At 63.2% G+C, this 22313-nt stretch carries 24 protein-coding genes; 11 read left to right on the top strand and 13 right to left on the bottom strand.

All coding sequences use genetic code 11. The annotated features are described in order from the left end of the window. Nucleotides 1-90: 90 nt before the first annotated feature. Nucleotides 91-963, bottom strand: a complete 873-nt coding sequence (locus J5M71_RS18125; RefSeq protein ID WP_207834616.1) for a carbon-nitrogen hydrolase family protein — start codon at nucleotides 961-963, stop codon at nucleotides 91-93. Further along, entirely contained in the window at nucleotides 960-1550 is a 591-nt protein-coding gene (locus tag J5M71_RS18120) for a GNAT family N-acetyltransferase (RefSeq protein ID WP_063913256.1), read from the bottom strand. The genes J5M71_RS18125 and J5M71_RS18120 overlap by 4 nt, the downstream gene beginning before the upstream one ends. A gap of 115 nt (nucleotides 1551-1665) precedes the next feature. Here J5M71_RS18120 and J5M71_RS18115 point away from each other — a divergent pair, with 115 nt between their 5' ends. Next, nucleotides 1666-2064 (top strand): nuclear transport factor 2 family protein, encoded by a 399-nt coding sequence (locus J5M71_RS18115; protein WP_025340507.1) that lies wholly within the window; start codon nucleotides 1666-1668, stop codon nucleotides 2062-2064. 118 nt (nucleotides 2065-2182) lie between these two features. On the opposite strand, the gene J5M71_RS18110 is transcribed toward J5M71_RS18115, so the two are convergent. The 6 genes from J5M71_RS18110 to J5M71_RS18085 form a co-directional block, all read right to left on the bottom strand. Next, nucleotides 2183-2761 carry a DJ-1/PfpI family protein gene (locus J5M71_RS18110; protein WP_063913257.1) on the bottom strand — a complete coding sequence of 193 codons (579 nt, stop codon included), beginning with the start codon at nucleotides 2759-2761 and terminating at the stop codon, nucleotides 2183-2185. A 50-nt stretch (nucleotides 2762-2811) separates the two neighbouring features. After that, nucleotides 2812-3969: a phosphatidylserine/phosphatidylglycerophosphate/cardiolipin synthase family protein gene (locus J5M71_RS18105; protein ID WP_207834614.1), complete on the bottom strand. Its 1158-nt coding sequence runs from the start codon at nucleotides 3967-3969 to the stop codon at nucleotides 2812-2814. 1 nt (nucleotide 3970) lies between these two features. Continuing rightward, nucleotides 3971-4552, bottom strand: a complete 582-nt coding sequence (locus J5M71_RS18100; protein ID WP_207834612.1) for a YceI family protein — start codon at nucleotides 4550-4552, stop codon at nucleotides 3971-3973. Between the two features lie 44 nt (nucleotides 4553-4596). Next, nucleotides 4597-4893: a hypothetical protein gene (locus tag J5M71_RS18095; protein ID WP_063913260.1), complete on the bottom strand. Its 297-nt coding sequence runs from the start codon at nucleotides 4891-4893 to the stop codon at nucleotides 4597-4599. Then, a complete protein-coding gene (locus J5M71_RS18090; RefSeq protein WP_207834610.1) occupies nucleotides 4890-5972 on the bottom strand; it encodes a serine hydrolase in 1083 nt (360 codons plus the stop codon). Before J5M71_RS18090 ends, J5M71_RS18095 begins: the two co-directional genes overlap by 4 nt. Before the next feature lie 113 nt (nucleotides 5973-6085). Continuing rightward, nucleotides 6086-6973 (bottom strand): acyl-CoA dehydrogenase, encoded by an 888-nt coding sequence (locus tag J5M71_RS18085; protein ID WP_207834608.1) that lies wholly within the window; start codon nucleotides 6971-6973, stop codon nucleotides 6086-6088. 160 nt (nucleotides 6974-7133) lie between these two features. Here J5M71_RS18085 and olsB point away from each other — a divergent pair, with 160 nt between their 5' ends. Beyond that, nucleotides 7134-7889 (top strand): L-ornithine N(alpha)-acyltransferase, encoded by a 756-nt coding sequence (olsB, locus tag J5M71_RS18080; RefSeq protein ID WP_207834606.1) that lies wholly within the window; start codon nucleotides 7134-7136, stop codon nucleotides 7887-7889. Continuing rightward, nucleotides 7889-8677, top strand: a complete 789-nt coding sequence (locus J5M71_RS18075) for a lysophospholipid acyltransferase family protein (protein ID WP_207834604.1) — start codon at nucleotides 7889-7891, stop codon at nucleotides 8675-8677. The genes olsB and J5M71_RS18075 overlap by 1 nt, the downstream gene beginning before the upstream one ends. 122 nt (nucleotides 8678-8799) lie before the next feature. Here the strand turns inward: J5M71_RS18075 and J5M71_RS18070 are convergent, their stop codons facing one another. Next, complete coding sequence (locus J5M71_RS18070) at nucleotides 8800-9384, bottom strand: ACP phosphodiesterase (RefSeq protein WP_207834602.1); 585 nt, start codon at nucleotides 9382-9384, stop codon at nucleotides 8800-8802. A 150-nt stretch (nucleotides 9385-9534) separates the two neighbouring features. Between J5M71_RS18070 and J5M71_RS18065 the strand changes: the two genes are divergently transcribed. Beyond that, nucleotides 9535-9837, top strand: a complete 303-nt coding sequence (locus tag J5M71_RS18065) for a helix-turn-helix transcriptional regulator (RefSeq protein ID WP_063913266.1) — start codon at nucleotides 9535-9537, stop codon at nucleotides 9835-9837. 17 nt (nucleotides 9838-9854) lie between these two features. Beyond that, nucleotides 9855-10904, top strand: coding sequence for an alkene reductase (locus J5M71_RS18060; RefSeq protein WP_207834600.1), 1050 nt, complete (start codon nucleotides 9855-9857; stop codon nucleotides 10902-10904). A 108-nt stretch (nucleotides 10905-11012) separates the two neighbouring features. On the opposite strand, the gene J5M71_RS18055 is transcribed toward J5M71_RS18060, so the two are convergent. From J5M71_RS18055 to J5M71_RS18045, 3 genes are all read right to left on the bottom strand, one after another. Next, nucleotides 11013-11882, bottom strand: a complete 870-nt coding sequence (locus tag J5M71_RS18055) for an ATPase (RefSeq protein WP_207834598.1) — start codon at nucleotides 11880-11882, stop codon at nucleotides 11013-11015. Nucleotides 11883-11969: 87 nt separating this feature from the next. Next, a complete protein-coding gene (locus tag J5M71_RS18050; RefSeq protein WP_207834596.1) occupies nucleotides 11970-12965 on the bottom strand; it encodes an NAD(P)-dependent oxidoreductase in 996 nt (331 codons plus the stop codon). Nucleotides 12966-13014: 49 nt separating this feature from the next. Further along, entirely contained in the window at nucleotides 13015-13905 is an 891-nt protein-coding gene (locus tag J5M71_RS18045; protein ID WP_207834594.1) for a LysR family transcriptional regulator ArgP, read from the bottom strand. Nucleotides 13906-14009: 104 nt separating this feature from the next. Between J5M71_RS18045 and J5M71_RS18040 the strand changes: the two genes are divergently transcribed. Then, nucleotides 14010-14609, top strand: coding sequence for a LysE/ArgO family amino acid transporter (locus tag J5M71_RS18040; RefSeq protein WP_207834591.1), 600 nt, complete (start codon nucleotides 14010-14012; stop codon nucleotides 14607-14609). A 283-nt stretch (nucleotides 14610-14892) separates the two neighbouring features. Continuing rightward, nucleotides 14893-15489 (top strand): Fe-Mn family superoxide dismutase, encoded by a 597-nt coding sequence (locus J5M71_RS18035; RefSeq protein WP_207834589.1) that lies wholly within the window; start codon nucleotides 14893-14895, stop codon nucleotides 15487-15489. A gap of 118 nt (nucleotides 15490-15607) precedes the next feature. Here J5M71_RS18035 and J5M71_RS18030 read toward each other — a convergent pair whose 3' ends face one another. Further along, a complete protein-coding gene (locus tag J5M71_RS18030; protein WP_054573318.1) occupies nucleotides 15608-16357 on the bottom strand; it encodes a TIM barrel protein in 750 nt (249 codons plus the stop codon). Between the two features lie 93 nt (nucleotides 16358-16450). Here J5M71_RS18030 and J5M71_RS18025 point away from each other — a divergent pair, with 93 nt between their 5' ends. The 4 genes from J5M71_RS18025 to J5M71_RS18010 all read left to right on the top strand — a co-directional run bounded on the left by J5M71_RS18025 (nucleotide 16451) and on the right by J5M71_RS18010 (nucleotide 21948). Further along, the gene (locus J5M71_RS18025; RefSeq protein ID WP_015271681.1) at nucleotides 16451-17353 is read left to right on the top strand and encodes a GntR family transcriptional regulator; all 903 of its coding nucleotides are present in this window, start codon (nucleotides 16451-16453) and stop codon (nucleotides 17351-17353) included. Between the two features lie 212 nt (nucleotides 17354-17565). Further along, nucleotides 17566-20022 (top strand): membrane-bound PQQ-dependent dehydrogenase, glucose/quinate/shikimate family, encoded by a 2457-nt coding sequence (locus J5M71_RS18020; protein ID WP_207834587.1) that lies wholly within the window; start codon nucleotides 17566-17568, stop codon nucleotides 20020-20022. A gap of 190 nt (nucleotides 20023-20212) precedes the next feature. Beyond that, nucleotides 20213-20950, top strand: a complete 738-nt coding sequence (locus tag J5M71_RS18015; protein ID WP_043935892.1) for a TSUP family transporter — start codon at nucleotides 20213-20215, stop codon at nucleotides 20948-20950. 29 nt (nucleotides 20951-20979) lie between these two features. Continuing rightward, nucleotides 20980-21948 (top strand): TauD/TfdA family dioxygenase, encoded by a 969-nt coding sequence (locus J5M71_RS18010; protein WP_144171236.1) that lies wholly within the window; start codon nucleotides 20980-20982, stop codon nucleotides 21946-21948. Nucleotides 21949-22313 lie beyond the last annotated feature (365 nt).

Raw genomic sequence — 22313 nt, 5'->3', positions numbered from 1 at the left:
GGGTAAACCCGCTCCCACAGGGACAGCGCAAGCCTGGGGCTACGCGCTACCTGTGGGAGCGGGTTCACCCGCGAAGAGGCCGCCCCTGTTCTACACAATTCGTTCGAACTGCTCCGGCCAGTCCCTGCGGGTAAAAACCTGCCCTTCCCGCCTCACCCGCCGTACTTCCTCCAGATCCACCTCACAGACCAGCCACTGACTAGTGACAGGGCTCAATTCTTCACTCAAGGCCACCACCCCATCCCCCGGCATCCCGTGATCCGGCGGTACGAACAACCCTGCCCGGCCGATATTCTCGTCCAGCGCCGGCGACCAGGGCGCCAGCCCGACCGTAGGGCTCTGCAACACCGCAAGCTGGTTCTCCAACGCCCGCGCCTGCGCGCCAATGCGCACCCGGTGGTAACCGGCCTCGGTGTCGGTACAGCTCGGCGCCAGGATCAGGTCGGCACCAGCCTCGGCCAGGCGCCGGGCCAGCATCGGGAATTCGTTGTCGTAGCAGATCAGGATCCCCATGCGCCCCAGTTCGGTTTCAAACACCTGCAGCCCCTGGCCCGCAGCTATGTCCCACTGCTCCCGCTCGAAGCGGGTCATCATCAGCTTGTCCTGGTAGCCCATTACACCCTTGGGGCCGAACAGCCAGGCACGGTTGCGGTAGCGCCCATCACTGTCCAGCACCGGTACGCTGCCCGGTTGCAGGTAGATCCCCCAGCGCCTGGCAAGGCTCTCGCACAGCGCCTTCCATGGCTCGATCAGCGGCTGGATGCCGGCGATGGAAGCCTTCAGGTCACCCCGCTGCTCGGCACTCAGCTGCCCGCTCAGCACCAGCCCGGCGTACTCCGGCAACAGCAGCAGGCGGGCCCCCGCCTCCACCGCCTCGGCGCACAGGCCTTGCAGGTGGTCGGCGTAGGCGTCCCAGGTTTCATGCAGCTCGATGGCGTACTGGCAGGCAGCCAGACGGATCATATCGGCAGTTCCTTGAGCCAGAACGACATCAGCTTGTCGGAGCTTTCCTGCTCGTCCAGGTCACGCCAGGCGTAGCTGGTGCGCAGCGACGGGTCGTGCAGGAAGCCGCGGTTCCGCCAGAAGCCGTGCAACGGCTTGTAGTCCACTGGCCGCCGCGGATGCACCCCTGGCCGCTCGACCGCACAGAACGCGCAGTAATCGAACTCGGCCAGCTTGTGCGCGTAGGACTCGCGCTCGATGAAAAAGCGCACCCCCAGGCCCTGGCCACGGTATTCGGGCAGTACTACCGATTCACCGAAGTAGTACACGCTGGCCGGGTCACGCCCCTGGGCCAGGAACGGCTGCTGGAACTCGGGGGCGACATCCACCAGCGGCAGGCCGGTGGAGGCGCCGACCACCTTGCCGTCGTCCAGCGCCAGCACCACCAGGCTGCGCCCGGAGCGCGCATAGGTGGCCAGGTACTCGGCCTCGTACTCCGGGGTGCCGTCATAAAGGTAGGGAAACTCGCGGAACACGGTAAGGCGCAGGCGAGCGAGGTCATCGATGTAAGGCGCGATAGCGGCGCCGTGCAACAGGCGTATTTCCATGCTTGGCGGTCGTTTTGTCGATGTGGATGACGCGCTCGGCTAAGCCGGGCTTGAGGGGAAACCCTATCATCCGGAGCAACGACCCGCCTTTTCCCTCCACGACAGGTATTGTTCCATGACCGCTACCGAACTGGTAAATGCTTACTACGCCGCCTTCAACGCTGGAGACATGCCCGCCTTTCTCGCCCTGCTCAGCGAGGATGTGATCCACGACATCAACCAGGGCGAGCGGCAGATGGGCAAGGCCCGGTTTGCAGCGTTCATGGACAAGATGAACCGCTGCTACCGCGAGCGCCTGGCCGATATCGTGGTGATGCAGAACGCCGACGGCAGCCGCGCGGCGGCGGAGTTCACCGTGCATGGGGAATATCTGGCCGATGACGAAGGGTTGCCGGCGGCCAACGGGCAGACCTATGTGCTGCCGGCGGGGGCGTTCTTCTATATCCACTGTGGGAAGATTGCCCGGGTGACCAACTACTACAACCTCAATGACTGGGTCGAGCAGGTGGCCTGATCAGGGGGGATTGCCTGTACTGGCCTCTTCGCGGGCACGCCCGCTCCCACAAGGATCCCACACGACTTCAGAGCAGTGAGGTACATGTGGGAGCGGGCATGCCCGCGAAGAGGCCCTGTCAGACAATACGGGTACCAAGCACCTTGAGGAAGGCTGCCAGCCACGCCGGATGCGCCGGCCATGCCGGTGCCGTCACCAGGTTGCCGTCCACATGCGCCTGGTCCACCGCGATATCGATGAATGTCCCACCCGCCAGGCGCACTTCCGGCGCACACGCCGGGTACGCACTGCATTCACGCCCTTCCAGCACACCGGCAGCTGCCAGCAACTGGGCACCATGGCATACCGCCGCGATCGGCTTGCCGGCCTGGTCGAACGCACGCACCAGCTCCAGCACCTTTTCATCCAGACGCAGGTACTCTGGCGCACGGCCACCCGGGATCAACAACGCGTCGTAACTCTCGGCCCGCACCCGCACAAAGTCATAATTCAAGGCAAAGTTGTGCCCCGGCTTTTCGCTGTAGGTCTGTTCGCCCTCAAAATCATGAATCGCGGTACGCACCGTCTGCCCCGCGACCTTTTCCGGGCATACCGCATGCACCGTGTGCCCGACCATGCTCAGCGCCTGGAACGGCACCATGACCTCGTAGTCTTCGACGTAGTCACCAACCAGCATGAGAATTTTCTTCGCCGTCATCGCACCCACTCCTTCGATTGCCTTGAGAAGTCACTGCACGATAGCCGGTCTCAGTCGCGACGGTCGAGCAAGTTGACCACCAACCGGTCCAGCCAACCCCACAACCGCTGCTTCACCCGGCGCCATAGCGGCCGGGCATGCCACTGCCCGAGGTCGACCACCTCGCTCAAGGCAAAATCACGCTCGAAGCTGGCCTGCACGGCCGCCGTCAGCGGCGGGTCGAGGGCCTCGATATTGGCCTCGAGGTTGAAGCGCAGGTTCCAGTGATCGAAATTGCATGAGCCGATACTGACCCAGTCGTCGATCAAAACCATCTTCAGGTGCAGGAAACACGGTTGATACTCGTAGATGCGCACCCCGGCGCGCAGCAAACGGGGGTAATAGCGGTGCCCGGCGTAACGTACCGAGGGGTGATCAGTGCGCGGACCGGTCAGCAGCAGCCGCACATCGACCCCCTTGCCGGCAGCCCGTCGCAGCGAGCGGCGCACGCTCCAGGTCGGCAGGAAGTAAGGCGTGGCCAGCCACACTCGCTGCTTGCCGCTGTTGATCGCCCGCACCAGCGAATGCAGGATGTCCTGGTGCTGGCGGGCGTCGGCATAGGCTACCCGGCCCATGCCCTGCCCCTGCGCAGGCACCTTGGGCAGGCGCGGCAGGCCAAAGCCCTCGGCGGGGCGCCAGGCGGTGCGACGGTTGTTGGCGTGCCACTGGCGGTCGAACAGCAACTGCCAGTCGTTCACCACAGGCCCCTGCATCTGCACCATCACCTCGTGCCACTCACTGGTCGCCTCGCCCGGCGTCCAGAACTCGTCGGTGACGCCCGTGCCGCCCACCACGGCCCAGCGCTCATCCACCAGCAGCAGCTTGCGGTGATCGCGGTACAGGTTGCGCAGGCCGCGCTTCCAGCGCAGGCGGTTGTACCAGCGCAGGTACACACCCGCGTCCAGCAGGCGCTGACGCAGCTTGCTGTTGAAAGCCAGCGAGCCATAGTCGTCGAACAGGCAGCGCACCCGCACGCCGCGTCGGGCGGCCTGCTCCAACGCTTCGACCACCGCATCCGCGCAGTCACCGGCCTCGACCAGGTACAGCTCCAGGTCGACCTGGATTTCGGCGCGCATGATCGCCAGGAGCATGCGCGGAAAGAACTCGGGGCCGTCGATCAGCAGTTCGAACTGGTTGCCATCCCGCCAGGGGAAGACCGGCCCCGGCATGTCAGCGGGCGGTGAAGATCAGCACCGCGCTAACCGGCACCGACGGGTTGATGGACGTGAGCCCGGCGAACTTGCGCAGGCGTTGCAGCCCGGGCAGCAGGCCGAAATCCTCGGCGCGCAGCACCAGGGGCTCAAGGGTCACCACCTGGAAGCGTCGCTCGTCCAGGCGGGTGGCCAGCAGCAAAGCGTTGTAGCTGTGCGACTGGCCATGCAGAGTCACCGTCAGCGGCAGGCGCAGCTCGATCTGGGCACCGTTGGCCAGGTCGTTGATCGGCCGCAGGTCCAGTTGCGCCTGCACCTTGGCTTCGGCAAAACGCTCGACCTCGAACAGGTCCTCGCGCATGCGTTCGTCACGCAGCGGAACGCCACTGCTCACCGAGTCCATCTCGATACTCAGCCCGGCAACGCCCTTGCGGTCGACCGTGCCATGCAGCACCAGAAAGCGGTGCACTTCGGCGGTGTTACCGTTCTTGCCGGTAATGAACGAAAGGCGCGAAGACTCGCCATCGAGGTGCCAGTTGGCGTGGGCGGGCAGGCAAAAAGCCAGCAACAAGGCGGGCAGCAGGCGGGGCAGCTTGAACATGACAGATCTCGTGAAACCAGACCGCCAACCTTACCCGCCCGCCTTCATGGCAGCAAGCGGCAGCCCTCGCGCGGGCCTTGCCAGGCGGCCTGATTGCGTCGGCCCAGGCCTTCGGCGGTGACCTGCCGCTGTTGGCTGTTTTCCTCCAGCAGGCTCAGCGGCAGCCATTGCTTCACGTAGCCTTGGCAATACGCCGGTTCGAAACCCATGACGAAGCGGCACGAGCAGTATTCCTTGGCCGAGTAGGCCGAAAGGATACCGGGGAAGTCCGCCAGGGCCTGGCGCTCGTGCCAGGCCCAGTACACCAGCCCCAGCAATACCAGCAGTACTACCCGCTTCATGCCCCCTTCCCGGCCAGCGCCACCAGTATTCGCCTGAGCATCTCGTCGTGCTGGTAGCTGCCGTCGCGGTCATCGGCGTATCGCACGATCACCAGCTTTTGCGCGGGCAGCACGTACAGCGCCTGGCCCCAGTGGCCAAGGGCTGCGTAGGTGTCGGCAGGCGCACTCGGCCAAGGCCGTGCAGCGCCGGCCAGCGGCTGGTTGAGCCACCAGTGTCCGCCGGGGTTGGCCTCGCCGGGCACTGCTTCGGCCGCGGCGAACGGCGTGCGGTTGAAGGCCACCCAGGGCCTGGGCAGCAATTGCCGATCCTGCCAGCGCCCCTCACGCTGCATCAGCAGGCCGATGCGTGCCAGGTCGCGAGCGCTGAGGTACAGGTAGGACGAGCCCACGTAGGTCCCCGCCCTGTCACGCTCCCATACCGCGCTGTCGATCCCTAACGGGGTGAACAGCGCATGCCAGGGGTAGTCGGGGTACTGACTGGCATCGAGCATGCCGCGCAGCGCGGCGGCCAGCAGGTTGCTGTCGCCACTGGAGTAGAGAAACCGCTGGCCCGGGCTGGCCACCGTGTCCCGCGCTGCCGTATAGGCCGCCATGTCCTCGCGGCCACGGGTATACAGCATGGCAACCACTGATGACTTGAGCGGGGCGTACTCGTAGTCCTCCTGCCAGTCCAGGCCGCTGGCCCAATGCAGCAGGTCGGCCATGCGCACGCCAGGATGGGCCTGCATGGCCGGGTAGAAGCGGGTGACCGGGTCCTGCAGCTGGAAGCGGCCTTCGCCCTGGGCTACCCCCAGCAGCGTGGCAAGCACGCTCTTGCTGATCGACCAGGTGAGGTGGGCGGTGGCGGCGCTGGTCGGGGGGGCGTAGCGTTCGTGGAGGATGCGCCCGTCGCGGATGATCAGCAGCGCGTCGGTGCGGATGCCGCTGCGTTCGGCAGTGGTGCGTGCGGGGAAGGCGTAGGCGTCGACGGCTTGCCAGTCGAGGGGGGCAGGGTCGTTGTGCCAGTCAGGGTCAGGCCAGACCTCAGCCTTGGCAGGGGCCATGGCCATACAAAAAAACAGCAGCAGACCTTTCAGCATCCCAGTACAGGCTCGCGTTATTTGGGGCTGCCTTGCAGCCCTTCGCGGGCAAGCCCGCGAAGGGCCGCACAGCGGCCCCAGGAATCATCGGATCACACCAACCTACCAGGCATTCATGACAATCCCGCAGCAGCCCACGCCTTGTTCAGCCGCTTCTCCCGCGCCGCCGCCGCCAGCGCCATCACCCCTTGGTCACGCTGCCAGATCTGCGCCCAATGCGCCGCCCCCGCCGCCAACGCGGCATCGATTTCCCCCCGCAGCGCCTGGAACTGCGCAAACAACCCGCCCAGCAACAAATGGCAGCCAACGCTATCGGCACACTGCCGGCTACCCTCGGCACACCCGGCCAGCAGCCCAAGCAACTGCAGGCGCAGGGCCTGCGGCCAGGCGCACTCCTGCCCAACGCCATACAGCCAGGCCGTCAACGCCGTAAGCACATACAAGTCCTCCAGCGAACGGAACGGCTTCACATAGTCATCCCAACCATCACCGGCCAGCAACTCGCACGCAGCCTGCTCCAGCACCAGCCGCCCATGGCCCACCTCTGGCATCAGCGGCAGGGTGGGCAGCGCTTCCAGCGTCACCCCTGGCTCCCCGGGGTAGACCACCGCCAGGTTCAACTGCGGCGCCGCCCCCGTCGCCTCGCTGCGCGCCGCCACCAGCAGCCATTCCGCCTCCAGGCCCGCAGTGACGAAATCCTTGCTGCCGGTCAGCCGCAAGCCGTCCAGGCGCGTGCGCATGTCCGCCGGCCGCACGCTGCGCCGTTCGGTGGCACACAGGGCACCGAGGCTGGGTGGGGCACTGGGCCACAGCACGCGCAAGGCGGCCTGGTAGCCGACCAGGAAAGCCAGGCCCGGGGTGGCCATTGCGCGCCCACCGAGCACCGCCAGTTCGAACGGGGCAACCGGGCCAAGGCGCTCGAGCAGCGCTGCGTAGGTTTCGCCCAGGGTGCCCGCCAACGCTTGGCGAAGCGGGTCGTTGAGTCGTTGCAACCAGGCCATCGGTCGGCTCCTTGCTGAGGGGCTTTCTGTTAAGACTCAGGGGGTGTCACGCAAGCATCACCAAAGATTCACAGGGGTGACACCCCGTCTACCTAGGCTGACTTTGCACAACAAAGCCGACCGGCCGCAACCCTTCATGGCTGGCTTATGGAGACTCGTAATGACTCGGATCGCTCACGCTGGCGACAACAGCACCGAACGCCGTCTGCAAGCCGAACGCCTGGTTGGCGCCGCGGCCCTGCAAGAAGCCCAGGCCCTGCGCTACAAAGTGTTCAGCGCCGAATTCAAGGCCAGGCTCAAAGGTGCCGAGCAAGGCCTGGACATGGACGACTACGACGTGCACTGCCGCCACATTGGCGTACGCGACCTGAGTACCGGCGAGCTGGTCGCCACCACCCGCCTGCTCGACCATCAGGCCGCCAGCAGCCTGGGCCGCTTCTATAGCGAAGAAGAATTCAGCCTGCACGGCCTGTTGCAGCTGCAGGGCCCGATCCTGGAGCTGGGCCGCACCTGCGTAGCCCCCGACTACCGCAACGGAGGCACCATCGCCGTGCTCTGGGGCGAACTGGCCGAAGTGCTCAACGAAGGCCGCTACAGCTACCTGATGGGCTGCGCCAGCATCCCCATGCAAGATGGCGGAGTACAGGCCCACGCGGTGATGCAGCGCCTGCGTGACCGCTACCTGTGCACCGAGCACCTGCGTGCCGAGCCAAAGAACCCGTTGCCCAACCTGGCCCTGCCACACAACGTCATCGCCGAAATGCCACCGCTGCTCAAGGCGTACATGCGCCTGGGCGCGAAGATTTGCGGCGAGCCATGCTGGGACGAAGACTTCCAGGTGGCCGACGTGTTCATCCTGCTCAAGCGCGACGAGCTGTGCCCGCGCTACGCCCGCCACTTCAAGGCAGCGGTCTGATGCCGAAGCTGCGGGTACTGGCCCGCCTGACTCGACTGCTGCTGGTACTGCTGCAGGGCATGCTGATGGCCAGCGTGATCGCCCTGGGCGAACGCCTGGGGTTCAAGGCGCCCATCGAGCGCCGCCAGCGCTGGACCTGCCTGTTCATGAAGCGCCTGGTCGCGGCCCTGCCCTTCGATGTGCGGGTGGTTGGCGAGCTGCCGCAGCGGCCGATGCTGTGGGTCAGCAACCATGTGTCCTGGACCGATATCCCCCTGCTCGGCATGCTGCTGCCGCTGTCGTTCCTGTCCAAGGCCGAGGTGCGCCACTGGCCGGTGGCCGGCTGGCTGGCGGAGAAGGCCGGCACCCTGTTCATCCGCCGTGGCGGGGGCGACAGCCAGCGCCTGCGTGAACAGATCGCCGGGCAACTGGGCCTGGCCCGGCCGCTGCTGATCTTCCCGGAAGGCACCACCACCAACGGCCGTAACCTGCGCACCTTCCATGGCCGCCTGCTGGCAGGCGCCATCGACCGCGGCGTGGCGGTGCAGCCGGTCGCCATCCAGTACCTGCGCGCTGGCCAGATCGACCCGATTGCGCCGTTCATTGGTGATGATGACCTGGTGTCGCACCTGATGCGCCTGTTCGCCCAGCCGCGCGGGGAGGTTTGCATTCAGCTGCTGCAGCCGATCGGCAGCGTGGGCAAGGAGCGAGCGGTGCTGGCGTTGCAGGCGCAGCAGGCGATTCACCTGGCGTTGTTCGGGGTTGAAGACGTTGAGCTGGCGCCACGGCGGCAGGCGCGGGCAGCCTGAATTCTTGCACTGCCAGTACCGGCCTCTTCGCGGGTAAACCCGCTCCCACAGGGATAGTGTGATCCCGAAGATAGCGCTGTACCTGTGGGAGCGGGTTCACCCGCGAAGAAGCTGGCACAGGACTAACAGCCAGACAACCGGCCAGCCGCTGCAAACACCTGCAACTGCGGATAAAACGCCCTGAAGTCCGCCAGCAATGGCTCATACAGCCGCTCCAGCTCCCCCATCACCCCAACCATCCCCTCCGGCCGCGACAAGCGCCGGGCAATGCCGTTGAACACCTGCTCCAGCGTGGCAAAATCCCCATACGCCCCCAGCCAGTCATCCGCCGCCATGAACGGCGCAATCCGCGCCAGCCGCCCCGGCAACTCGGGCTCCGCCAGCAACACCCGATAAAAGTCCCCGGTGAACTGCTCCAACGGTTGCTCGGCATAATCCCGCCAATGCCGCGCCAGGCAATGGTCGAAAAACACATCCAGAACAATGCCGGCAAAACGCCGCCGTTCCCGTGGGAAGCGCGCCAGTGCCGCCTGCACCAACGGGTGCTGGTCGGTATAGCTGTCGATATGCCGATGCAGCCGGATGGCCGCCTCCAGCGCAGGTGGGAAGCGCCCTTCCAGCGAGCCCTTGACGAAGTCGCCATACAGGCTGCCAAGCAGTTGTTGCGGCGCCGGGCCGCCGAGGTGCAGGTGTGCGAGGTAGTTCATGAGCGCAGTCTAACACCGCCGGCCAGTATATCGTTATAACGCGATATAGCGATTCGCACTCAGCTCAGAACCTCTTGGTATTTGTATATCGGGAAACCACGATTTACATTTCGCCCTATCGCGATATACCGCTACAACGAGCCTCAACCCATGCCTCTCGATCTCGACGAAATCATAAAAGCGCTGGCCCACCCGGTCAGGCGAGAAATCCTCAGCTGGCTGAAGGACCCGGCAACGCAGTTTCCCGACCAGTACCACAGCACCGAGAACGGTGTGTGTGCCGGGCAGATCGACCAACGCTGCGGCCTGTCGCAGTCGACCGTTTCCGCCCACCTGGCCACCCTGCAGCGCGCCGGGCTGATCAGCAGCCAGAAGATCGGCCAATGGCACTTCTTCAAACGTAACGAAACCACCATCCAGGCGTTTCTCGAACAACTGCGCCAAGCACTCTGAACAGGCAGGTAACCGTCATGACCACGCTTTTCGATCCGATCACCCTGGGCGACCTGCAACTGCCCAACCGCATCATCATGGCCCCGCTCACCCGCTGCCGGGCCGACGAAGGCCGCGTGCCCAATGCGCTGATGGCCGAGTACTACGTGCAGCGCGCCAGTGCCGGGCTGATTCTCAGCGAGGCGACTTCGGTCAGCGCCATGGGCGTCGGCTACCCGGATACCCCCGGTATCTGGAACGACGAGCAGGTGCGTGGCTGGAACAACGTGACCAAGGCCGTGCATGCCGCTGGCGGGCGCATCTTCCTGCAGCTGTGGCACGTTGGCCGCATCTCCCACCCCAGCTACCTGAACGGTGAACTGCCGGTGGCCCCCAGCGCGATCCAGCCCAAGGGCCATGTAAGCCTGGTGCGCCCGCTCAGCGACTACCCCACCCCGCGCGCGCTGGAAACCGAAGAAATCATCGACATCGTCGAGGCCTACCGCAGCGGAGCCGAGAATGCCAAGGCTGCCGGTTTCGATGGCGTGGAGATCCACGGTGCCAACGGTTATTTGCTCGACCAGTTCCTGCAGAGCAGCACCAACCAGCGCACCGACCACTACGGCGGCTCGCTGGAAAACCGTGCGCGCCTGCTGCTGGAAGTGACCGATGCGGCCATCGAGGTGTGGGGCGCGAACCGCGTGGGCGTGCACCTGGCGCCGCGTGCCGATGCCCATGACATGGGCGATGCCGACCGTGCCGAAACCTTTACCTACGTGGCCCGTGAGCTGGGCAAACGGGGCATCGCCTTCATCTGCTCGCGGGAACGGGAAGCCGATGACAGCATCGGCCCGCTGATCAAAGAGGCGTTCGGTGGCCCGTACATCGTCAATGAGCGGTTTGACAAGGCCAGCGCCAATGCGGCCCTGGCCAGTGGCAAGGCCGATGCAGTGGCGTTTGGCGTGCCGTTCATCGCCAACCCTGACCTGCCGGCGCGGCTGGCGGCGGATGCGCCGCTGAACGAGGCGCGGCCGGAGACCTTCTATGGCAAGGGGGCGGTGGGGTATATCGACTATCCGCGGTTGTGATTGAGGGCCATTCGCGGGCACGCCCGCTCCCACAGGTACAGCGACAAGCTTGAAGATTGTGCTGCCCCTGTGGGAGCGGGCGTGCCCGCGAAGAAGGCTCAGGTAATCTCAGGGCCGGGCGTTGATCTGCTGCTGCAGGTTCTGGATCTGGCTCTGCAAGGTATTCAGGTTGCGGGTCGTCTGCGCCCGGAACGCATCGAACTCCTGCACCGAAGCACCACCCGCCGACGACGCAGCCGGGCGGTTGTCGATCTGGCTCTTGAGCACCAGGATGTCCTGCTCCAGGTCCTGGATGGCCGCGCTCGGGTTACCCTGCTTCTTCAGCGCCGCCACTTCGCTGCCCAGGCTCTTGAGCTGCCCGTCCAGCTTGGCGCCATCCACCTGCGCGGCCTTCAGCGCAGCAACCTGTTCGTTCAGGCCCTTGAACTGGGTATCCAGCTTGCCACCATCGACCTGACCCGAGCGCAACGCGGCCAGTTCGCCATTCACCAGCTTTAACTGCGCCTGCAACTGGCTTTGCAGCTCGGTCACGGCCTTCTGCTGTTCACGGGTATCGGCCAGCACTTGCTCCAGGCGCTTGCCCAGGTCGCCGGTCTGCCCGGCCACCCCCTTCTGCAACTGGCGCAGCTGCAGCTTCAGCGCCTCGCTGCTGGTAGTGGCGCCGGACTCGCTGGCCGCCACCTTGCCGCTGATCGCCTGCAGGCGCCCGGCCGCCTCTTCGCTGATGCGGGCAAAGCTTTCCTGGGTCGCCACCAGCTGCTGCTCCATCAGCGAGATCTGCTGGAAGCTCCACCAGCCGAGGCCCGCCAAGGCGATGAACGAGGCCCCGAGCAATGCCCACAGCGGTGCCGTGCTGGCACCGCGAGCGGCTTTCTGGCGGCTGCGCACCACGTGCGCCGGCATCAGTTCGTCATCGTCATGGGTGCCGGCCCGCAGGGTAGGCACGTCATCGTAGTCATCGTGAGCATGGTTACGCATGGATACATTCAACCGCGGTAGTCGCAAAGAGGCACGAGTATAAACCGCCAGCGCGGCGTGTTGATGTCCATTGTCGGCCCGGCGGTTTCACTGCCCCGGCGGCTGGTGCTTCCACCAGGCACAGAACTCATCCAGCGCCGTCCACAGGCTGACCTTGGGCTGGTAGTCCAGGTACTGCCGGGCGCGGCTGATATCCAGGGTGAAATCGCGGCTCATCACCTGCATCCCCAGGCGCGACAGGGTCGGTTGCGGGCGCCCAGGCCACAACATGCAGGCCGCCTCGTTCAGCGCGGCCAGGCTGTAGGCCAGGCCGTAGGAGCGGTAGCGGGTAACTTGCGGCAGCTGCATCTGGCGCATCACGTAGTTGACCACGTCCCATAGCGGCAACGGCTGGCCGTTGCTGATGTTGTAGGCCTGGCCCAGCGCCCGGTCGTCGGCGAGCAGGGCGCTGAGCAGCGCTTCGTTGAGGTTGTGCACGCTGGTGAAATCGACTTTGTTCAGGCCGTTGCCGATGATCGCCACACGCCCCTTGCGCTGCATCTGCATCAGCCGCGGGAAGATACTGGCATCGCCGGCGCCGGTGACGAAGCGCGGACGCAGCGCCAGCACCTCAAGGCCGAACTCCTGGGCACCGAACACTTTCTGCTCGGCCATGTACTTGGTCTGCCCATAGTGGTCGTGGAAGCGGCGCGGCACCTGGTCTTCACGGATATCCAGGCGCGAGCGGCCATTGAAGTAGATCGATGGCGATGACAGGTGCACCAGGCGTCGTACGTGCTCCTTCAAACAGCCCTCGACCACGTTTTCGGTGACCACCACATTGCCTTGGTAGAAGTCCTGGTAGCGCCCCCAGTTGCCCACCGCGCCAGCGCAGTGCACCACGGCCTCGACGCCCTGGCACAGGCGACGGGCCAGCTCGGCATCACCCAGGTCGCCGGGGATGAACTGGGCGCCGCGCTTGACCAGGTGCTCGACCCCTTCGGCCCGACGGCCGCTGACCCGCACGTCCAGGCCCTGCTCCAGGGCAAAGCGCGCAAAGCGCCCGCCAATGAAGCCACTCGCGCCGGTGACCAGAATTCGCATGTAAGACTCCGTCTTGCCAGATTTCAGATGCAACTGACGCCAGCCGTGGCTACAAGGGCACCAGCCATTGCCGTGCGGTGTGCCGCAGGTGGTCGGTCAGTTGCGCGAGCAGTTGCCCGCCATTGCGCCAATGATGCCAGTACAGCGGCACATCGATGGGGGTATCGCTGCAGATTTCCACCAACTGGCCGCTGGCCAGTTGCTCGCGGGCCTGCAATTCGGGCACCAGGCCCCAGCCCAGGCCGGCTTCGGTCATGCGCAGGAAGCCTTCGGACGACGGGCACAAATGGTGCAGGAAGCCATCCGCGATGCCCAGCGATGCCAGGTAGCGGTGTTGCAGGAAGTCGTCCGGGCCGTACACGATCGCCGGGGTACGGGCCAGGCGGCTGGCAGCGAAGCCCTGCGGAAAATGCCGCGCCATGAACCCGGGGCTGGCCAGCGCCCGGTAGCGCATGGCGCCCAGTGGCAGGCTGCGCGCCCCGGCCACCGGCCGCTCGCTGCCACACAGGCAGGCCGCCACTTCGCCCGCACGCATGCGTTTCAGGCCCACTTCCTGGTCCTCCACCACCAGGTCGGTCAGCACGTTCTGCTGTGCGCAGAAATTGCCCACTGCGCCGGCCCACCAGGTGGCCAGGCTGTCGGCGTTGAGGGCGATGCGCAGGCGCTCCGGCATGCCCTCCTCGTCCAGCGCCGGCACCTGGCGCTGCAGGTCGCGTTCAAGCAGGCGCACCTGCTGCACATGGTTGAGCAACTGGCGGCCGACTTCGGTCGGGCTTGGCGGTGTGGCTCGCACCAGCACCGGCTGGCCGACCCGCGCCTCAAGCAGCTTGATGCGCTGGGAGATGGCCGACTGCGACAACCCAAGCACCTGCGCCGCGCGTTCGAAACCACCCTGTTCGATCACCGCGGCGAGGGCGGCCAGCAGCTTGTAGTCGAACATCGATTTCCCTAATGACTGATCAGCTCTATTTGTTTTTCTTATACAGCGCAGTTCATCACAATGGCCAGCATCTTTTACGGCAATTCATTTCTGGAGAGCACGCCATGTGGCAAAGCTATCTCAACGGCATGCTCGTGGCCTTCGGCCTGATCATGGCCATCGGTGCACAGAACGCCTTCGTCCTCGCCCAGAGCTTGCGCCGCGAGCATCACCTGCCAGTGGCGGCCCTGTGCATCATTTGTGACGCCATTCTGGTGGCCGCCGGAGTGTTCGGCCTGGCGACGGTGCTGGCGCACAACCCGACCTTGCTGGCGATCGCCCGCTGGGGCGGCGCGGTGTTCCTGATCTGGTACGGCGCCAAGGCTTTGCGCAGCGCCTGCTCCAGGCAGAGCCTGCAGCATCAGCAAGGCCAGGGAGCACGCTCACGCCGCGCGGTATTGCTCAGTGCCCTGGCGGTGACCCTGCTGAACCCGCACGTGTACCTCGACACGGTGTTGCTGATCGGCTCGCTGGGTGCCCAGCAGACCGCACCTGGTGCCTACGTGGCCGGTGCCGCCAGTGCCTCGCTGCTGTGGTTCTCGACCCTGGCAATCGGCGCGGCCTGGCTGGCACCGTGGCTGGCCCGGCCAGCGACCTGGCGCATGCTCGACCTGATGGTGGCGGTGATGATGTTCGCGGTGGCGGCGCAGTTGATCTTCAACTGACTCTGGGCTTGTCACAACATTTTTAGCGCCTGTGAGATCGAGCGCCGCGCGGGCGGCGCTCGATCTGCCAGGCGCCACAAGGGGTAAGCCGAGCACCACCGGTCGGCACGCCCCACCCGCTCTGGAACCTCTATTCCCTATCTTTGTTGCGTGGTTATGCGCCGGGCCCGGTGCTATGATCCAGCCCTTGCGTCGCAAAGAGTACAAACTCGCCGACGCTCATCGGGCCGCCCGTGATCGGCCTTGCGCAAACCGCAAACAGACCTGAATCAGGAGATCCACCATGGCTTTTGAATTGCCGCCGCTGCCGTACGCCCACGATGCCCTGCAGCCGCACATCTCCAAGGAAACCCTGGAGTATCACCACGACAAGCACCACAACACCTATGTCGTGAACCTGAACAACCTGGTCCCAGGCACCGAATTCGAAGGCAAGACCCTGGAAGAGATCGTCAAGACCTCTTCGGGCGGCATCTTCAACAACGCCGCTCAAGTCTGGAACCACACCTTCTACTGGAACTGCCTGGCACCAAACGCCGGTGGCCAGCCGACCGGTGCCCTGGCTGACGCCATCAACGCCGCTTTCGGTTCCTTCGACAAGTTCAAGGAAGAGTTCACCAAGACCTCGGTTGGCACCTTCGGTTCCGGCTGGGGCTGGCTGGTGAAGAAGGCTGACGGTTCCCTGGCCCTGGCCAGCACCATCGGCGCCGGCTGCCCGCTGACCAGCGGCGACATCCCGCTGCTGACCTGCGACGTCTGGGAACACGCCTACTACATCGACTACCGCAACCTGCGTCCCAAGTACGTCGAGGCATTCTGGAACCTGGTCAACTGGGCCTTCGTTGCCGAACAGTTCGAAGGCAAGACCTTCAAGGCCTGAATCATCCAGCCTTGAGACAGAACCCCGGCGCCACGCCGGGGCTCTTCGAAAATCCGATGCCAGTCCTCTGGTATCGGATTTTTTTTCGGGGCATGCGAGGGGCCAGAACGCCGTATTTTCAGGAAACGTACCGATCAAGCCAGCCAAGGCTATCTACAGTGGCACCCGTAGGCCGATACTCACATCCAACCCACCCTGCATACCCGCGCTGCTCCAGCGCCGCCAGCAACCCTGCAACATCCATCTGCCCCGTCCCCGGCTGATGCCGCCCCGGGCAGTCGGCCACCTGCACATGCACTGTCCGCTCAAAGAACTGCGCCAGCACATCGGCAGCATTTCCGGTCAGCAACTGTGCATGATAAAGATCAAGGATCAGCCCCATACCGGGATGCGCCTCCAGCACCCGCTGCGCCTTGCCGAAGTCGGACATGTAATACCCCGGCATTGCCTGCGTGCAGATCACCTCGATCAATGGCCGCAGCCCCTGGTCTTCAAAATACTTCACGGCATAGTCCAGGTTGCTCGCATACACCTTGTCGGCGCCATCCTCATGGGTTACCCCGGACATCAGGTGCACATCCGCACACGCCAGTGCGCGGGCATAGCTGACGGCCTGGCGTAACCCGTCACGGAACTCGGGCTCCTTGCCCGCCACCGCGGCAATACCCTTGGAAACGCCAGCCGGCGCAGCGAACTGGACCAATGGCAACCCATATTGCGCCAGTTGATCAGCCAACAAACTCGCATCGAATTCATAGGGCGACGGGAATTCCACCGCACGAAATCCGGCGGCGGCAGCGGCTTCGATACGCTGCAGAAAAGGCAGTTCATTGAACTGGAAGCCGAGATGAGCATTGAATTTGAGCATGCGTATAGATCCATCCGTGTGTGGTATTTTCCTGCCCCCAGTCCGACCCGAATCTGCTGGATCGACTGAAGATAACCATTCGGAATACAGCCTGTGATAAAGAAAGATCTCGCCCTGCAGTTGGCCCCTCGCGTCATCGAGATGATCCGCGCCCGGTCGATGAAGGCCGGCGAGCCATTGCGCGAGCAGACCTTCGCCCAAGCCTTCGATGTCTCCCGCTCCCCCATTCGCAGGGTATTTGCCCTGCTCGCCGAGTGGAACATCGCGGTGCAGGAGCCCAATCGCGGCTACTTTCTGAAACAGGACGCCGGGCAGATCCAGGAAACCACTGTACCGCCCACCTGCGACCCATTCGAAGACTTCTACCTGCGCGTGGTGGACGACATCCTCAGCGGGGAAGTCCCTGCCGAATTCTTTGAGGCCCAATTACTGCGACGCTACTCCGTGCCCCGCGGGCAACTGCTCAAGGTCCTCAACCGGCTGGCCAGCGAAGCCATGGTCGAGCGCAAGCCCGGGCAAGGCTGGAGCCTTAACGAATTCGTACACAACGCCCAGACCCACATCCAGAGCTACCGCTTCCGCATGGCCATCGAGCCGGCCGCACTGCGCGAGCCAGGCTACAAGGTCAACCAGGCCGCATTTGCCAAAGCCCGGGAGCAACAGCAGGCCATGCTCGACGGCGAAATTCACCAGCTGTCACGTGCCCAACTGTTCGAAATTGGCGCCCAGTTTCACGAAATGATCGTGCAGTGCTCGGGCAATCTCTTCTTCATAGATGCCATACGCCGGCAAAACCAGCTCAGACGCTTCATGAGCTACAAAGCCAACGTCGACCGCAGTCGCCTGATGACGCAATGCCTGGAGCACCTGCACCTGCTCGACTTGATCGAGTCCGGTCGGCGTGAAGAAGCCGCTCAGTTTCTCTGGAAACATCTGGACGAAGTCGGCCGGCTCAAGACCCGTCAGGATGCCTTGCTGGAAAGCCAGCAGGCGTAACCCCTTCCCCCGCCTACCTTTCATTACCCGCGCGTTCAGATCAGGGAAGGCAGCTTAGACATTGCCTTCTTTTCATGCAAGATACAAAACCACCCTGAGATTCAGCGCCAGGAGTAAATTTCGCGCCACTTATTGTATTTCATTGCAAGAATAAGCAATTATGCGCGCCGCTCGGACGCACTGTGGCACCGAATCACACAGGGATGATTGCAATGAAACAAGGAACGTTGGCTAACGGGACGGGGGTCTCCAGCCTGCTGTTCGGGGTGTACACGATTCTGCTGGCCCTGCTTGGCCTGACGCTGGCCTGTCAGGGAAGCACGCTGGTCAGTGCCGGCGGCTCGCCTTACTACGCAATGATGGGTACCGCATTGCTGCTGTCAGCCGCACTCATGGGCCTGAAGAAGTCGCTCGGCATCTATCTCTACGGTGCAGCATCCCTGGCCACCTACGGCTGGGCAATCTGGGAATCCGGCTACAACGGCTGGGCCTATATCCCACGTCTGGCATGGCTGGTACTTCTCAGTGTGATCTTTCTGGCCTTCTGGCCTCTTGTCCGGCGCGACTTTGCCAAAGTCAACAAGGCACTGTATTTCAGCATCATGGGGGGGCTGCCGCTGCTGATGGCGGCCACCATCCTGACACCGCTGTTCTTCCCCAACACCGTTCACCTGGCCGACTCGCCCGCTATCACCGCGCATACACAGCAACCCTTCAGCCGCAGTACTGTGACCTCACCGGACGCCAATGTCGCCGCGTCCCACGACAAGACCAACTGGACCGCCTATGCCGGCTCCAACCTCGGCAACCACTATTCCGCTGCGGCGCAGATTACCCCAAGCAACGTTTCCGGCCTGGTCAAGGCCTGGGAGTATCATCATGGCGATGTGAAACAGCCTGGCGAAAAAACCAAGTATCTGAACGAGGCCACGCCAATCAAGGTTGGCGACTCGCTGTATACCTGCACGCCCAAGCAAATCATCATTTCGTTGAACGCCACTACCGGCAAGGAGAACTGGCGCTACGACTCGAAAGTCGACCCGGACTATTTCGCCAACGGTGGTGCCTATTGCCGTGGTGTCTCGTACTACGAAGTACCCAATGCCAGTGGCCTGTGCGCCAAACGCATCATCTGGGGCACCAACGACATCCGCCTGGGTGCAGTTGATGCGCTCACCGGGCAGGCCTGCCCAGATTTCGGCACGGCAGGCTTTGCCGACCTCAAGGACGGCCTGGGCACGTTCCGCAAAGGCTCCACCGGCATCACTTCTGCACCATTGGTAATCCGCGGTGTGGTCATTACCGGTGGCCGGGTGCTTGACTCGGATGTGCGCCCGGCGCCGTCAGGTGTGGTTCGCGCCTACGACGCAGTCAGCGGCAAACAGAAGTGGGCCTGGGACCTCGGTCGCCCCGACAGCACTGCGCCTGCCGACGCCGATGAAACCTACACGCTCAGCACGCCCAACTCATGGGCGCCGATTTCCGCCGACGACGAACTGGGGCTGGTCTACATCACCACCGGCAATGCTGCAGGCGACTTCTATGGCGGTACCCGTACCGAACAGGAAGACAAGTTCAGCTCTTCACTGGTGGCCCTGGATGCGCTCACCGGCAAGGTCAAATGGCATTTCCAGACCGTCCATCACGACCTCTGGGACTACGACCTGAGCCCACAACCGGCGCTGATCGATTTCCCCACGAGCAGCGGCCCACGCCCGGCAGTCATTCAAGCCACCAAATCAGGCCAGTTGTTCGTCCTCGACCGCGCCACCGGCGAACCGCTGGTCGATGTCGTGCAGGCTGCCGTCCCGCAAGGCACGGCCCCTGGGGACTACACCGCGGCCACGCAGCCGCTGTCACCGGGCATGCCGAGCACCATGGGCCGCCCATCGAAAACCCCGGAAGTGCTGAACGAAACCAATGCCTGGGGCCTGACGCCGTTCGATCAGTTGCAATGCCGCATCGAGTTTCGCCAGGCGCGTTACGAAGGGATCTTTACGCCACCGGTGGTCGGCCAGCAAAGCCTGATCTTCCCCGGCCATCACGGCGGCCTGAACTGGGGCGGGGTGATGGTGGACCTGCAACGAGGCCTGCTGATCATCAACAACCAGCGGCTGCCGTACATGCAGGGGCTGGTTCCACGGGAGCAGCTCGATGCGATCAATGCCAAGTCGTTCCAGGAGTCGCCGGGCAATAACCAGGGGTTCCGCGTCCAGGCCGGTCTGCCGTTCGGGGCAATCAAGGACCCATGGATGTCAGCGCTGGAACAGCCGTGCATCGCACCACCCTGGGGGTTCATCTCCGCTATCGACCTGCGCACACGTGAAGTGCGCTGGAGCCGCCCGTTCGGCACCGGCTATGACAGTGGGCCCTTGGGCATCGCCTCGAAACTGCGCTTCGAAATCGGCACTCCGAGCGACGCCACTGGCGTGGCTACAGCAGGAGGCGTGACCTTCATTGGCGCTGCCATCGACCGTTTCATGCGCGCCTACAACAGCGAAAGTGGTGAATTGCTGTGGGAGGAGCGCCTACCGGCCGGCAACCAGGCTTCGCCCCTGACCTACATGAGCGAAGGGCGGCAGTACGTTGTTGCCGTGGTCGGCGGGCATGACCGGATTCCGACCAAGCTGGGTGACAGCATCATTGCCTGGGCGCTGCCGGAGAAATAGCGCGCCCGCTGCGTAAAGGCGCTGCTCGGCACTGAAAGCCAGGCGCTGACATACCCGCTATCAACCAATCATCGACAGCCGATGGCGCGCCGTGCGCCGTCGGGTGGCTGCGTGCGCGCCACAAACAGCAACGAGCAACTGCGGTACAGAAGTGCCCGCTTGAATTCATGTCAATCAGACAGGAGTGACAATGTTTGAACTATCCGCTGGCCTATATGTTTTGGTGGGCGTCAGCTTTTTAACTTCTTTGATGACTGCCGCTATCGGCGTAGGCGGCGGGATTGGCCTATTGGCAGTCATGCCGCAGTTCCTGCCCATTTCTGCCGTTGTGCCGGTGCATGGCCTGATTCAGATGGTCAGCAACGGCAGCCGCTTCGCCTTCGATTACAAGCACGCAAAAATCGAGATTCTCCCGCGTTATGTCATCGGCTGCCTTTCAGGGGCAGCCATCGGTTACTTCTTCATTGGGCATTTCCCGGAAAAGTACCTGTCGTTGATTCTCGGCATCTTCATCCTGGCGATTACCTGGACCAAGCTGGTCGCCTCGCTCGGCTTTGTCCTGAAAAACTTTGCCATCGTTGGCTTCCTGCAAACGTTTCTATCACTGTTCGTTGCCGTCACCGGGCTTATTTCCCAGCCGATCCTGATGAGGATGAACATCAACAAGGATCAGGTCATCGTCACCCACGCCATGCAGATGAGTGTATTGCACGGCCTGAAAGTAGCTGCCTTTGTCTTTGCCGGCTTTGCCTTCATGGACTATGCCCAGTTGATCATCATCATGATCACCGCCTCCACCGCCGGTTCCTACCTGGGCGGCTTTCTTCGAAATCGAATATCGCAACGTGTTGGCGCCATCCTGCTTAAAGCCGGGGTGACGTTCTTCGGTTTGAAAATGATTGTGGACCACTTTATTCAAAACGTCTGAGCTTCATCCATTCAAACAAGGAGTTTGAAATGATCGCGCGTAAAAAGTTTGATTCCAAGGACACCCAGGGGATCTCGACTTTTCTTCATGAACATGGATATTGCGTAATCAACCCCGAGGACGATTCGCTCGAGGCCTTTCGCGCGGTGGCAGGCCGGTTCGGCCTGATCCAGTTCCATACCAAATCCGACAAGACTGGCGTGGTCGGCGGCGGCGATCCGATCAACAAGGACTGGCAAGCGTTCAGGGACGACTACCACGGCGAACTGTCGAGCGACTTCTATCCCCATACGGATGGCTCGTTCCTCAATGGCATGGCGTATATCGATGGGGTTGCCAGGAAGATTACCCCGCCCAAATACGTCATTCTGCAGTGCGTTTCCAAACCGCAGTTTGGCGGCGACAATTTCCTGGTGGATGGGCAGCGCATTTATAATGACCTGCTGGTGAATCATCCCGACATCCTGAAGATCCTGATGACCAGTGGCAGTGTCACGTACTGCCGTGATGACCTGCTGTCGATCGATTGTTCTGTCTTCGAAAAGGTCAACGAGAACAAACTGCGTATTCGCTACCGGTATGACAGCACTGCGTTCAGTCCGGAATGGGCCAGTTCCGCCTTCCAATATATCCAGGATAAATATTCAACCAACCCGGACTACATCACCAACATTAGCCTGGAACCCGGCGAAATCCTGGTCATGGACAACTTGCGAGTATTGCATGCACGCCACCAGTTCACTGACGGCAACATGAAAAGAAAAGTCCGTCGGCTGTGGATTGCCGATGACACCAGCATGGTATTCAAGAATATTCTCAACCAGTCGCCGGTGCGCAGGGCCATGTTGCCGTTCCAGAAATACAATATTGCCGCCGCCGAGAACGCGCCTGCCTTCATCGATTACAGTTGCGGGATTCGGTTTCAGTCGGACATGTTCCTGACCCCGCCCTGTGCCGAACTTGAACAATGGCCGGCCAGCAGTGCCAATCGCCAATAACCCTTTCCCCGCACTACTGTAACTGCCCGATAACGCGTGCCTTCACAGTGCCTGCCTGATGGCGGATGCTGTGCTCGTCTGCATGCGTACACAGGTGGTTGCCTTTCATCGCAGGGATCCGTCCGCTTCTCCAGCGGCGAGCAAATCCCGGTCCGCTCCCACAGGCTTTACACTGTTCGAAGAATGTGCAATGCCTGTGGGGGCGGGCTTGCCCGCGAAGTGGCCTGCACAGTTTTCACCTGCGCCCCACCCGCAAAATGCTTGCTCAACCCGCATACCACGCTAACATCAAACCTCTGGAAGATTGATACAGCGCATTCAAGTTGCGGGGTCAGGCAACCGATACACTACTAATGGTCGGCCGA

The organism is Pseudomonas sp. 43(2021) (genome assembly GCF_017490805.1).
GTDB lineage: Bacteria > Pseudomonadota > Gammaproteobacteria > Pseudomonadales > Pseudomonadaceae > Aquipseudomonas.
Note: the sequence above shows the minus strand (reverse complement) of the source record. Positions and strands in the feature narration are given on the sequence as shown.